General features: G+C 51.3%; 11 protein-coding genes. 6 read left to right on the top strand and 5 right to left on the bottom strand.

The features are described 5' to 3' along the window. Nucleotides 1-5: 5 nt before the first annotated feature. Complete coding sequence (locus D4L85_RS06635) at nucleotides 6-1,109, bottom strand: BamA/TamA family outer membrane protein (RefSeq protein ID WP_119753566.1); 1,104 nt, start codon at nucleotides 1,107-1,109, stop codon at nucleotides 6-8. A 244-nt stretch (nucleotides 1,110-1,353) separates the two neighbouring features. On the opposite strand from D4L85_RS06635, the gene D4L85_RS06630 reads away from it, so the two are divergent. The 3 genes from D4L85_RS06630 (at nucleotide 1,354) to D4L85_RS06620 (ending at nucleotide 5,342) form a co-directional block, all read left to right on the top strand. Then, nucleotides 1,354-2,751: a dicarboxylate/amino acid:cation symporter gene (locus D4L85_RS06630; protein WP_119753565.1), complete on the top strand. Its 1,398-nt coding sequence runs from the start codon at nucleotides 1,354-1,356 to the stop codon at nucleotides 2,749-2,751. Nucleotides 2,752-2,831: 80 nt separating this feature from the next. Further along, a complete protein-coding gene (locus D4L85_RS06625) occupies nucleotides 2,832-3,410 on the top strand; it encodes a NifU family protein (RefSeq protein WP_119753564.1) in 579 nt (192 codons plus the stop codon). A 144-nt stretch (nucleotides 3,411-3,554) separates the two neighbouring features. Continuing rightward, entirely contained in the window at nucleotides 3,555-5,342 is a 1,788-nt protein-coding gene (locus tag D4L85_RS06620; RefSeq protein WP_119753563.1) for a BamA/TamA family outer membrane protein, read from the top strand. A 15-nt stretch (nucleotides 5,343-5,357) separates the two neighbouring features. Here D4L85_RS06620 and D4L85_RS06615 read toward each other — a convergent pair whose 3' ends face one another. Together D4L85_RS06615 and D4L85_RS06610 are read right to left on the bottom strand one after the other, a co-directional pair. Further along, on the bottom strand, nucleotides 5,358-5,840 hold the full coding sequence (locus D4L85_RS06615; RefSeq protein ID WP_119753562.1) for a heme-binding domain-containing protein: 483 nt from the start codon (nucleotides 5,838-5,840) through the stop codon (nucleotides 5,358-5,360). Between the two features lie 66 nt (nucleotides 5,841-5,906). Further along, nucleotides 5,907-6,575, bottom strand: a complete 669-nt coding sequence (locus D4L85_RS06610) for a trimeric intracellular cation channel family protein (protein WP_119753561.1) — start codon at nucleotides 6,573-6,575, stop codon at nucleotides 5,907-5,909. A gap of 110 nt (nucleotides 6,576-6,685) precedes the next feature. On the opposite strand from D4L85_RS06610, the gene D4L85_RS06605 reads away from it, so the two are divergent. Then, on the top strand, nucleotides 6,686-8,266 hold the full coding sequence (locus D4L85_RS06605; RefSeq protein ID WP_119753560.1) for an FMN-binding glutamate synthase family protein: 1,581 nt from the start codon (nucleotides 6,686-6,688) through the stop codon (nucleotides 8,264-8,266). A 101-nt stretch (nucleotides 8,267-8,367) separates the two neighbouring features. Here D4L85_RS06605 and D4L85_RS06600 read toward each other — a convergent pair whose 3' ends face one another. Further along, nucleotides 8,368-10,839: a ribonucleoside-diphosphate reductase subunit alpha gene (locus D4L85_RS06600; RefSeq protein WP_119753559.1), complete on the bottom strand. Its 2,472-nt coding sequence runs from the start codon at nucleotides 10,837-10,839 to the stop codon at nucleotides 8,368-8,370. A 52-nt stretch (nucleotides 10,840-10,891) separates the two neighbouring features. Further along, nucleotides 10,892-11,881: a ribonucleotide-diphosphate reductase subunit beta gene (locus tag D4L85_RS06595; protein ID WP_119753558.1), complete on the bottom strand. Its 990-nt coding sequence runs from the start codon at nucleotides 11,879-11,881 to the stop codon at nucleotides 10,892-10,894. A 416-nt stretch (nucleotides 11,882-12,297) separates the two neighbouring features. Between D4L85_RS06595 and rplU the strand changes: the two genes are divergently transcribed. Both rplU and rpmA read left to right on the top strand, forming a co-directional pair. Next, the gene (gene rplU, locus D4L85_RS06590; RefSeq protein ID WP_073141423.1) at nucleotides 12,298-12,606 is read left to right on the top strand and encodes a 50S ribosomal protein L21; all 309 of its coding nucleotides are present in this window, start codon (nucleotides 12,298-12,300) and stop codon (nucleotides 12,604-12,606) included. 53 nt (nucleotides 12,607-12,659) lie between these two features. Beyond that, nucleotides 12,660-12,923, top strand: a complete 264-nt coding sequence (gene rpmA / locus D4L85_RS06585; protein ID WP_119753557.1) for a 50S ribosomal protein L27 — start codon at nucleotides 12,660-12,662, stop codon at nucleotides 12,921-12,923. The last annotated feature ends 235 nt before the right edge of the window (nucleotides 12,924-13,158 follow it).

Genomic DNA, 13,158 nt, shown 5'->3' with positions numbered 1-13,158 from the left:
CATCGTTAATAGGCCTCGGCAATATCGAGGTAGAAACCGCTTTGCCCCTGGTTGCCAAAACCCTGGTCGACGCGAACATTCAGACGGTCTTTTCGATTGATCATGATGCGCAAGCCAACCCCGGCGTTGAACTTGAACGAATGGTCGAAGAACGTATACCACTTCTCCGGTGTCAGCGCGCCGCCCAGCCATACCGTGAAACCCAGTCGCTTCCACACGTTGGTGCGATATTCACCCTGAAAAGCATAGAGATTGGCGTAGCGATAAAAGCCGGTATAATAACCGCGCATCGTATAGGAACCTCCAATGTCGGCCAGGTCTTTGAACGGCACGCTGCCCGTATTCACGTTGGCCAGGAATTGAAAGGCGAGGGCGTCGATGGGACTGATCCAGTGCACGGGAAAATATTTCCGGATGTCGAGCTTGAAGTTCTGAAGGCGGTAACTTTCTCCGCTCCACGAAGGATAGAGATAATACAACACTTCCAGGAAAAATCCCTTGCGGGGATATACAAAATTGTCGCGCGTTTCAATGGCAAACGCGGGTGCAAATCCCCAGAGCCAATAGCCTTCATAACCTAACGGTTTGTCCTCCACAAAATGACCTGTCGTTCCGCCATCCACATTCGCGATGCGGTTGAAGCGTGTGGCCGCGCCGATAAAGTAGTGACGCTTTAGTTTTTTGTATAGCCGTACATCGGCGCCGATGCGATTGTATTGAATCGTATCCTTTTTCGATAGGGGATCTTCGGTAGCGATGCCGTAATAGTATTCCGGGAAGAACGTGTAATTGAACTTGCCATAGAAAACGAATTTATTTTCCGGCATGTAGATGCGTGTGGAGGTACCCCAATCGTATTGACGATTGACCGTGTACAGGAAATAGGTTTGAGCATAGGAGCTTTTCGTGAGGGTGTCCGGATGCTTTGTGGTTTCAAAATTTGCGGCCACCAGGGCACCAAATCCGAGACGCGTTTCGGGTGAGTAATAAATGACCGGGAGGGGGGTAATGCGAATTTTTTTTGACCGGGCTATCGTATCAGCCTGACCATAAAGGATACAGGGATGCAGTGCCAGGCTGCACAGCAGGAATAGGTTTAGGGGGCGCATCGTAACGAATATACGAAGCTTCCTGCCAGCGTATCGGCTTCCCGAGTGCCGTGATCAAAAAGTATCACGGAATGAACGATTTTTATCGCACGACCATGTGGCCGTTGCATCGGACCCTTGCGTTCACAGGCTAAAAGCGGACAGGGAGCCTGACAGTTTTTTGGTCGAACGCGACAGAATACCTCAGACTACAGGCTTTTCCGTTATATTGCCGCCCAATTAAAAAACTTTGTATCCCGTGGCTATGGCTGACATCAACCCCCCCAAGAAAAACAGGCTCGCTACCTTCATCGTCCTTGCCATGGTGTTGGGTATAGGGCTGGGATTTACCCTCAATAAAATTTATATCGAAGTAGAGAATGCCAAGCTCCAGGAGATCGAGGTCAAACTGGAAGCCACCCAGCATGCCCTACACGCAGCCGACAGCAACGCCATTCCGCGGTTGACCGCCGAGAAGGAAGCCCTCACCAAGAACCGCAGCGAAGTGCTGCAGGCACGCGATAAAAAAGTCGAGCCCTTCGCCTTGCTCCCCGATATTTTTCTCCGGCTTATCAAAATGATCGTAGCGCCCCTGGTACTTTGCACGCTGGTGGTTGGCGTGGCCAAGCTGGGCGACATCACGTCTGTGGGAAGAATTGGCGGAAAAACTTTACTGTGGTTTATAAGCGCATCGCTGTTGAGCCTGTTGCTCGGTTTACTCCTCGTGAACATTTTCGAACCGGGAATAGCCATGAAGTTGCCACTGCCCGACACCGACGAAACCGTGATCACCCGCAACGGATTTACGTTGCGAGATTTCTTATATCACACGTTCCCCAGCTCGGTGATCGATGCCATGGCAAAAAATGAGATCCTCCAGATCGTGGTGTTCGCAGTCTTCTTTGGTATTGCCACCGCGGCCGTTGGCGAACAGGGCAAGGTCGTCATCACGTTCTTCGATGCGGCGGGACATGTTATTCTGAAAGTGACCAACTACGTCATGAACTTCGCGCCGCTGGCCGTGTTCGGGGCCATGACGGCCGTGATCGCCAAACAGGGATTGAGCGTTTTGAAGACGTATTCGATTTTCATGAGTGAATTTTATTTCGGACTCGCGTTGCTCTGGACACTCCTCATCCTGGCCGGTTTGCTCATCATCGGCAAGCGGGTGCTCCGTCTCGTCAAGCGGATCAAGGAACCGGTGCTGTTGGCCTTTAGTACCTCCAGCAGCGAGGCAGCATTTCCCAAGACCATGGAAGAGCTGGAGAAATTTGGTTGCAAGAGCAAGATCGTAAGCTTTGTGCTTCCCCTCGGATATTCGTTCAACCTGGACGGCAGCATGATGTACATGACCTTTGCGTCGCTCTTCATCGCCCAGTCCTATGGCATCCACCTTCCCCTGGGCACACAGCTGAGCATGCTGCTGGTGCTGATGGTGACCAGCAAGGGCATTGCGGGCGTGCCACGCGCCTCCCTGGTGGTCATTGCAGGAACGCTGGCCACCTTCGACATACCCGAGGCCGGCCTGGCCCTGCTGCTGGGCATCGACCCCTTGCTCGACATGGGCCGGAGTGCCACGAATGTGATCGGCAACAGCATTGCCACGGCCGTGGTCAGCAAATGGGAAAATGCTTTGGAAAATGAGGAACCAGATCCTGCCTAATGGCCTGTTTCAGGCCCTTTTTACCCGTTTCGGGGTGAACTTAAATTGCTTAATTTTGTTGGAGTATTAAATCTGAAAATATGCTGCAGGCCGTCCCCAAAAATGTCCATATCTACCTGGAATCGAATCCCAACCCCAATTCCCTGAAATTCGTGGTCAACGAGATGCTCGTCCCCGAGGGCATGAGCTTCGATTTTCCCGATGCGGAAACGGCTTCCATTTCGCCCCTGGCGATCGAACTTTTTGCTTACCCGTTCGTGGGCCGCGTATTTTTCGCGAGCAATTTCGTGACGGTCACCAAAACCGAAGACGTGGAATGGCTGGAGATCCAAAGCACCCTTAAAGAACACATCAAAAAATTCCTGGAAGACGGCAAGTTCATCCTCGACGTGAGCGAAGCCGACACTGCCGTGGAGGAAGAAGAGACCGATACGATCCGGAAGATAAAGACCATCCTGGAAGAATATATCCGCCCGGCCGTGGAGCAGGACGGTGGCGCCATCACGTATCACTCCTTCAAAGACGGCATTGTGAAAGTGAAATTGCAGGGATCCTGCAGTGGATGCCCTTCATCGATGATCACGCTGAAGGCCGGCATCGAAAACCTTTTCACCCGCATGATGCCCGGCGAAATTCAAGCTGTTGAGGCATTGGCATAAGCCCTAAAAAGACAATATTTTTATAACAGAACCCGGTATGCCCGGGTTTTTTGTTTGTGGTGCAGGTATGATAACTTAAGGCGCTCAACGGTCACAATGGTTTGGCAAAAATGTTTATTCCTCAGCGCAATTTTCTGCATCAGCATGCTGACCGTCGCGCTTGCCCAGGAAAAACCGGAGAAGGATAAAACAAAAAAAGACACCACCCGCAACATCATCGATGCGGTGAAAGATACGCGGCTCTCGAAAGAGATCCTCAAGAGCGTTACACGCAAATCCCTGCAAGACGACCCGATCGATACCCGAAGCGAAGATCCCTTTCTTCCCTACGAGGGAAAGATCATCCGCAAGATCCGGGTAAATCACATCGGGTTCGACAAGACGATTACCGATACGACGCGCACCATCAAAAATTTCGCGGCCAAGGCCGCCAATGCGCTGCACAAAAATTCAAAGGAGTGGATGATCCGTCAGCACCTCTTCTTCTACGAAAAAAAACCGCTCAATCCCTATAAGCTCGCCGACAACGAACGCTTTCTCCGCGACCAGGACTTCATGCTGGAGGCCCGCATCCAGGTGATGCCCATCACGGGCTCCGACGATTCGGTGGATGTGTTGGTGGTGACGCGCGACGTTTTTAGCATTGGCGGAAGTTTCAGTCCCCGGGGCCCCAACAAATTCAGCTTCCACGTATACGACGTCAACGTTTTGGGCGCAGGCCAGCGCACACAGTTCGACGGGCTCTACGACTACCCGCGCTATCCGCGTTTTGGCTATAGCCTTTACTATCGCAAAAGCAGTGTAGGCGGGAGCCTGGTCAACGCCACGGTTGGCTACACGCAACTCAACTCCGGAAGCAGCTATGGCGAGGCCGAGGAGAATGCGTGGTATTTCCGGCTCGACCGGCCCCTGGTCTCACCCTATTCGCGTATGGCCGGTGGGTTGGAGTTTAGCAAAAACTGGTCGCAGAATTTTTATTCAACCCCGGACTCCTCTTTTTTAGGCTATCAATACAACATTTCCGATGTGTGGCTCGGCTATAACGTCGGTGCAAAGAAAAACACGGGCGACCGGGGGCGCCATTTTTTGAGCGCGCGGTTTTTTAACCAGCGGTTCGTCGAAAAGCCGATACAGGAGTACGAAATCAACAACCCCATCTATAACAATCGCCGATATGTGCTGGGCTCATTCACGTTCTTCCGGCAGGATTTCTACAAAACACGATACGTATATGGCTTTGGTCGTACGGAAGACGTGCCCTATGGTCACACGGTGTCCTTTCTTCTCGGTTGGGAAAGTCTGCTGGGACTGAGCCGGCCCTACGCGGGCTTTGACCTTGACAAATCGTTCTTTCACAAGGGAGGAAATTTTTACACCACCTCCCTGCGGGTGGGAGCCTACCGGTATCGCGGCCGATTTGAGGACGCCACCATCCTGGTTTCGGGACAGTTGTTTTCCAAACTGAAATATCACAATCGGTTTATGATCCGGCACGAAACCGATATTGACTTCACTTACGTTTTCAATCAGCGCACCAATATTTTGCTGGACATCAACGGCACCTACGGACTGGAAGGCTTCCGGGCCGATAGTGTGCTGGGCACCAAGCGGCTGCACGGACGCTACCAGATGGTGCTCTACACACCCTGGAAATTGTTGGGTTTCCGGTTTGCGCCGATCGTGTTTATTGACGTGGCGGAGATCAATGGCAAGGATAAATTTATATTTTACGACAAACCCTATTTTGCCCTGGGCACGGGCGTGCGGACACGGAACGAAAACCTTGTGTTTGGTACGATAGAACTCAAATTGTTCTACTATCCGCGCACCATTCAAAATGTGAGCGCATTCAAGATCAGCGTGACCAGCAACCTCCGCATCAAGTATAGCGGTAGCTTTGTACGCGCGCCATCCCTGATCACGTATAACTAGTTTGCTTGCCGGTAATCAGTGTTGCTCTCCTTCTTCGTGTTTTTCGAAAACAATGGGCAGGCTTTTGATCCAGGCGTTGATGGCCTCGCGGTCGGAGGCGGTGACGGTGGCTTCTTTGTGGATCCACAGATAAGAGTCCAACGGCATCCAGCCTTCGTTTATGGCTTCCGACAACTCTTCCATTTTATGGTTGGCTTTTTTCTCGGGGTAAGTTTTGAAGCTCGAGAAATCCAGGTGACGCTTGCCGTCTTTTACATGGTGGGCGATCCACCAGGCCACCGGCTGAATGTTGTAATACCAGGGGTAGATGGTATTGTTGCTATGACAGTCGTAGCATTTTTTGATGAGGATCTGGTGGACGTTTTGAGGGAGCTCGTATTTTTTTGAGATGTCGTTGGCGGTAATGATCTCGTTGGAAATATTCTTGGAGGGCCGGAAGAGTTGGATGATGACCAGCAGGGCCAGAAAACCCAGCGCAATTTTCTTGGGAAGACTCATAAGGTAGCGTAGTTGGATTGGTTCGTCACAAAGAAAGCCTTTGACGGGCAAAGATAAAAGGGGCCTTTATGAACGGTCATCCTCATCCAGCACGGGCCGCGTTTGCCAATCGAAATAGATGGAGAGGATGCGCATCAAAAATACGGTGAGCGTGGCCAGGATGGCGGCCAGGGTGTGATCGGCATGTCCCAACTCCACCATTCCCACAAAAATACCGCACCCCAGAATAGCCGCTGCGGCGTAGAATTGTCCTGGCTTAAAGATGATCGGCTCTTCGCGGATCAGCACGTCGCGGATCAGTCCCGCGCCACAGGCATTGAAAATGCCCACCAGAACGGCCGCCAGGGGCACCAGCCCTTCCTGCAAGGCCGCTTCGGCTCCCACCACACCATAGGCACCCAGCCCCAGGGCGTCCACCAGGATGACCGTGCGCTTCAACCGGTGCATGCTGCCATGAAAGATCAGGGAAAGCACGAACGCCCCCAGGATCACCAACAAGTATTTGGAATCGGTCACCGCCTTGGGCGGGCCGGCCTGGATAAAGATCGCATCCCGGATCAAACCCCCACCCAAACCCGACACAAACGACAGCATGAACACGCCGATGAAATCATATTTTTTGCGAATGGCCGTCAAGGCCCCGGATGCCGCAAACATGAAAACGGCAAGCAGGTCGAACACCAGGAAGGTGGTGTCGAAATCGATGTGTTCCATGAGGTGGGGTACTTCGTTCATAGCAAGGAATTAGTAATACAAGGTAGTCCGCAAACGACGATTATGCATTCTTCACCCCCGTTCTTCCGCAAATTGATTTTAGTATATTTGACGATCGTCCCGTAAGCATTATGAGAAGAAATTTTGTCATTGTCAGCACCATCGTCGTGCTGCTTATTTTCGTGTGGGCCTTTTTCTGGATCGACGCGCTCTTCGCGTTATTTCTGGTGGGGCCTTTTATTTTTATGGGTTATCACGACATGATCCAGACCAAACAGTCCATCAAACGCAACTTTCCATTGATGGGCCGGCTGCGCTACGTGTTCGAAGACCTGCGTCCCAAGATCCAGCAATACTTCGTGGAGTCCGATACCGATGGCTCGCCCATCAATCGCAACGACCGCTCCGTGATCTATCAGCGGGCCAAAAAGCAGGTGGACACCACGCCCTTCGGGACGCAACTGAACGTGTACGCCGAAGGCTATGAGTGGATGAGTCATTCCATCGTGCCGCTGGATTTTCACGCCATCGACCATCATCCGCGTGTGCAGGTAGGCAACAAAGATTGTACACAGCCCTACAGTGCCAGCATCCTGAACATATCGGCCATGAGTTTTGGCTCGCTCAGCAGCAACGCGATCGAATCGTTGAATGCCGGCGCCAAGATCGGCGGCTTTGCCCACAACACCGGCGAAGGCGGTCTGAGCCCATATCACCTCAAACAAGGTGGCGACATCATCTGGCAAATTGGAACGGGCTATTTTGGTGCACGCGACGAAGAAGGACGGTTTTCGCCCGAAGCCTTTCGCAAAAACGCGACACGCCCCGAAGTAAAAATGATCGAGATCAAATTGTCGCAAGGCGCCAAGCCGGGTCACGGCGGCATTTTGCCTGCGAAGAAAAACACACCGGAAGTTGCCGCTATTCGTTTGGTGAAAGCCGGCACTACCGTGTTCTCACCACCGTTTCATAGCGCCTTCTCCACCCCAAAGGAAATGGTGCTCTTCATCAAACAACTGCGCACGCTTTCCGGTGGCAAACCGGTAGGATTCAAATTGTGTGTGGGAAAGAAAAGTGAATTCATCTCCGCCTGCAAAGCCATGGTGGAACTCGACACCTACCCCGACTTCATCACCGTCGATGGTGGCGAAGGAGGCACCGGCGCCGCTCCCCCGGAGTTCTCCAATTTCGTGGGCATGCCCCTGCTGGACGGCCTTGCGTTCGTGGACAACATGCTGAGAGGATTCAACATCCGGCAACACATCAAGATCGGCGCGTCGGGAAAAATTCTCACCGGCTTTCAATTGCTGCGTGCGCTGGCCCTGGGTGCCGACATGTGCAACAGCGCCCGCGCGATGATGATGGCGATTGGTTGTATACAGGCGCTGGAATGCAACAAGAACAGCTGCCCCACGGGGGTGGCCACACAAGATCCCGACCTCGTGAAAGGCCTGGTGATCGAAGACAAAAAAGTGCGCGTCGCTAATTTTCACAAGAACACGATCGAGAGCTTTGTCGAGCTCATGGGCGCGTCGGGCATCGATAAGCCACAAAAATTAAATCGCCACCAGATCAGCCGTCGTGTGTTTATGAATGAGGTGCGCACCTTAGAGGAGATCTATCCCTCCGTTCCCGTAGGCGCCATGCTGGGCAACGCCATCCCGGAACGGTATCGCATGTCGTATGAATCGGCAAGCGCAGACAAATTTTAAACGCGCGACGTAACAACACCAAGCACGGACCGATAATCAAAAAAAGAAGCGGCTGTCCTTTTGGAGACAGCCGCTTCTTTTTTTATGATTTGGGTGATGACTTAGCTACCACAAGCTTCGCAGGCATCCGGGTTATCGAGCGAGCAGGCCATGTCGGCGCGCTTCTGATCGTAGTCGGCTTGCGATTCGTAGCGGATGGTTTGCTGATGCGCATCGGCTACTACGGTCTGTGCCAGCATGGGCTCTGCCACAACGACCTCGGCAGGAACTGCGACTTCTTGTTGCAGGCTGGGCTCTTGTACGGTGGCTTTGTCGAGCGTGAACTTGATCGCGTCGGCGGCAGCCGTAGAGCGCAGGTAGTACATACCGGTCTTCAAACCTTTCTTCCAAGCGTAGAAGTGCATGGAAGTGAGCTTGCCGAAATTCGGGTTGGTGATGTGAATGTTCAGGCTTTGCGACTGGCAGATAAATGCGCCGCGGTCGGCCGACATATCGATGATCGACTTTTGCGAGATCTCCCACACCGTTCTGTAGATGTCTTTGATGTTTTGAGGGATCTCAGGAATATTTTGCACCGAACCGTTAGCGGCAATAAGTTTCTGACGCATGTTCTCGCTCCACAGACCGAGATTCATCAGGTCTTTCATCAGGTGCTTGTTGGCAATGATGAATTCACCAGACAAGGTTCTGCGGGTATAGATGTTCGAGGTGTAAGGTTCGAAGCACTCGTTGTTGCCGAGGATCTGTGATGTGGAGGCCGTAGGCATCGGGGCGAGCAACAAGGAGTTGCGCACGCCGTTTTGCTTCACGTCGCGTTTCAGGCGTTCCCAATCCCAGCGATTGCTCTTGGGCGTTACACCCCACATATCGAATTGGAAGATGCCTTTCGACACCGGCGAGCCTTTGAAGGTTTCGTAGGGGCCGTGTTGTTTGGACAACTCCATCGATGCTTCCATAGCACCGAAATAGATGGTCTCAAAAATATCTTCATTCAGTCTGCGGGCTTCGTCCGAATCGAACGGCATGCGGAGCAGGATGAACACATCGGCCAATCCCTGCACACCCAACCCAATGGGGCGGTGACGCATGTTGGAATTGCGCGCTTCAATGACGGGGTAATAGTTGATGTCGATCACCTTGTTCAGGTTGCGGGTAGCCACCTTGGTGATCTCGTATAATTTCTGATGATCGAACTGACCATCTTCCGTGATGAACTTGGGCAGGGCGAGAGACGCGAGGTTACAAACCGCCACTTCGTCGGGCGATGTATACTCGATGATCTCGGTGCACAAGTTGCTGGATTTGATGGTGCCCAGGTTCTTTTGATTCGATTTCTTGTTGGCGGCGTCCTTATAGAGAATATAAGGCGTTCCGGTTTCGATCTGCGACTCGAGGATCTCGAACCACAGGTCTTGTGCCTTCACCTGGCGACGGAACTTGCTTTCTTTTTCGTATTTCTCGTAGAGGCGTTCAAACTCTTCGCCATATACTTCGGCCAGGCCGGGGGCTTCGTTGGGACAGAACAGCGACCACATTTCGTTGTTCTCCACGCGCTGCATGAACAGATCGGGGATCCAAACGGCGAAGAACAGGTCGCGTGCGCGCATCTCTTCTTTGCCGTGGTTTTTCTTCAGATCGAGGAAATCGAAGATGTCGGCATGCCACGGTTCCAGGTAGATCGCGAAGCTGCCTTTGCGCTTGCCACCACCTTGGTCAACATAACGTGCGGTCATGTCGAAGTTGCGCAACATGGGCACGATACCGTTGGAGGTTCCACCCGTTCCTTTGATGTACGATCCTTTTGCACGCACGTTGTGAATGCTAAGACCGATACCACCGGCGGATTGCGAAATTTTTGCGCACTGTTTCAGGGTATCATAGATGCCGTCGATGCTGTCGTCCTTCATGGTCAACAGGAAGCACGACGACAATTGAGGTTTCGGTGTGCCGGCGTTGAACAGGGTAGGCGTAGCGTGAGTAAACCATTTTTCCGAGAGCAGGTTGTAGGTCTCGATGGCCGCGGGAATATCTTCACCGTGGATACCAACGGCTACACGCATGAGCAAATGCTGCGGACGTTCGATCACTTTGCCGTCTACCTTCATCAGGTAAGAGCGCTCCAGTGTTTTGAAGCCGAAATAGTCGTAAGCGAAGTCGCGGTCGTATAGAATAGCTTCGTCCAGTTCGGCGGCGTGCTCTTTAATGACTTTCCAGGTTTCCTTGGAAATGAGCGGAGCGTTTTCGCCGGTCTTGGGGTCAACATATGTATACAGCCGTTTCATCGTGTTCGAGAACGACTTGCTGGTCACTTTGTGCAGGTTGGAAACGGCGATGCGCGCCGCCAGCTTTGCGAAATCAGGATGCCGGGTAGTCATCGTTGCTGCGATTTCCGCGGCAAGATTATCCAGCTCCTGCGTAGAGACACCATCATAGAGGCCATTGATCACCTTCATGGCCAATTCTACAGGGTTGACGAACTTGGGATCTAAACCATAACAGAGTTTTTCAATTCGTGCGGTGATTTTATCAAATTTGACTGATTCTCTGTGTCCGTCACGTTTTAGTACAAGCATCTTGAGGGATTAGGGTTGTTGTGAGAGAAAGTTTAAAAAGTGATTGAATATATTAAAAATCTTCGTTCAGTGAAAACTTAGGAGTGGTTTCTTTTTCCGTGCTCTTCATCACTCCAGCCTTCTGATACTCGGCTACACGTTTCTCGAAGAAATTCGTTTTACCTCTTAGCGAAATCATCTCCATGAAATCGAACGGATTGGTAGCATTATAGACTTTTTTGCCAACCAATTCATTCAGCAGCCGGTCCGCCACAAACTCGATATACTGTCTCATTTGAACAGCGTTCATACCGATAAGGTTTACGGGCAGGGCATCGGTTACAAATTCTTTTTCGATCTCCACGGCATCCTTAATAATGTCGATCACGGTTTGCTCGGGCAGCTTGTTCACGAGGTGCTGTGTGTAGAGATGGCAAGCAAAGTCGCAGTGCAGGCCTTCGTCGCGCGAGATCAACTCGTTGGAGAAGCTGAGGCCGGGCATGAGGCCGCGTTTCTTCAGCCAGAAGATGGAGCAGAATGAGCCGGAGAAGAAAATGCCTTCCACCGCGGCAAAGGCAACGAGGCGTTCGGCGAACGAGCCCTTGTCGATCCAACGCAGCGCCCAGTCCGCTTTCTTTTTCACGCAATCCATGGTCTCGACGGCGTGGAAAAGCTTGTCCTTTTCTTTGGGGTCTTTTACATACGTATCGATCAGCAGCGAGTAGGTCTCGGAGTGGATGTTTTCGATGGTGATCTGGAAGCCATAGAAGAACTTGGCTTCGGTGTATTGCACTTCGGAGATGAAGTGCTCGGCCAGGTTTTCGTTCACGATACCGTCGCTGGCGGCAAAGAAGGCCAGCACGTGGGTAATGAAGTGACGTTCGCCGTCATTGAGCCCTACCCAATCGGTCAGGTCCTGGCTCAAATCGATTTCTTCGGCTGTCCAGAAGCTAGCTTCCGCCTGTTTATAGAATTTCCAGATTTCGTGTTGGCGGATGGGAAAAAGAACAAAGCGATCCTTGTTCTCTTTTAGTATGGGTTCTTCGAGGGTTCCGTGGCTCATGTCTCTCGGGTTTTTAGGGGTTAATCCAAAATATCGAAAGGGCACCAGCCAAAGCTAACACCCGTTCATTTCTCCAGTAAAATCTTGTTTGCTTTGAAGAGGAAGTTGAATGCCTGCCCCAGGTCAGCGTCAAGTGTACAAATGAACGTAGATTGGTTCTAAAAATCAAAACAGCGAATACGGCCTAAAAACAACGATTGTGGATAACTTGTTGAAGCTTTGTGGATAGATAAGTTACTGTAAAATAGTTCTTTAATCGGCCGGCGTTAGGGCGTTTTAGTAGCTAAACATGGGGGGTGAATTTTGAAAAAAAAATTTTTAGGGCCTGGAGGGGCCTTCTTCCCAAAATAATTGAAACCCCGGTTCTAATTTGTGGATTCTTTTTCTACCTTTGCAGTCCAATTTTTCAAAAAGCTATGTACGCAATAGTAGACATTGCCGGTAAACAGTTCAAAGTGGCTAAAGATCAATATATCTATGCCCCCAAGATGGAAGGCGAAGCAGGCACAGCCGTGCGCTTCGATAAAGTCCTTCTCATCGACGACGGTGGACAGATCAATATTGGCGCCCCTACTGTGAATGGCGCTACCGTATCAGGAAAGATACTGGAGCATGTAAAAGGCAATAAAGTTATTGTCTTCAAGAAAAAGAGACGCAAAGGCTATGTCGTGAAAAACGGCCATCGCCAGCAGTACACCAAAGTGCAGATCGAGAGCATCGGCTAATCCGGCCCTCCGCACAGTAAATTATCCATTAACGAATAAACGCATAACCCACCATGGCACACAAAAAAGGTGAAGGTAAAGTAAAGAACGGCCGCGAATCGGAAAGCAAACGCCTTGGCATTAAGGTGTTCGGTGGCCAGAAAGTAATCGCCGGCAACATCATCGTTCGCCAGCGCGGCACCAAGCACCACCCCGGCAAGAACGTGGGCATCGGCAAGGATCACACCTTGTTCGCCCTCACCAACGGTGTGGTAGTTTTCAAAAAGAAAAGAGAAGACAAATCTTATGTATCGGTAGAGCCGATCGCACAAGCATAAGTCAACCGGCTTTACAGCATTCAAAAAGGCATTCCAGACGGGATGCCTTTTTTGTTTGGGGTATTTTTTAAGTTTTTTTTAAGTTTTTTTTGGTGCGATCTGGCGGCTGGTTTTACTGATATAATTCAATAAAAAAAAGTTAAAAATTTATCATGAAATAGCGATTCCTGGACGCTTGTCGTCTACCGGTACCGTTTGAAACGTTTTTTTGCCGCAGAAAGCCAACAATTTCAAG

Origin of the sequence: Chryseolinea soli, from assembly GCF_003589925.1 — a bacterium.
Taxonomy (GTDB): domain Bacteria; phylum Bacteroidota; class Bacteroidia; order Cytophagales; family Cyclobacteriaceae; genus Chryseolinea; species Chryseolinea soli.
The sequence above is the reverse complement of the archived record's forward strand: the minus strand, read 5'-3'. Positions and strand labels throughout refer to the sequence as shown.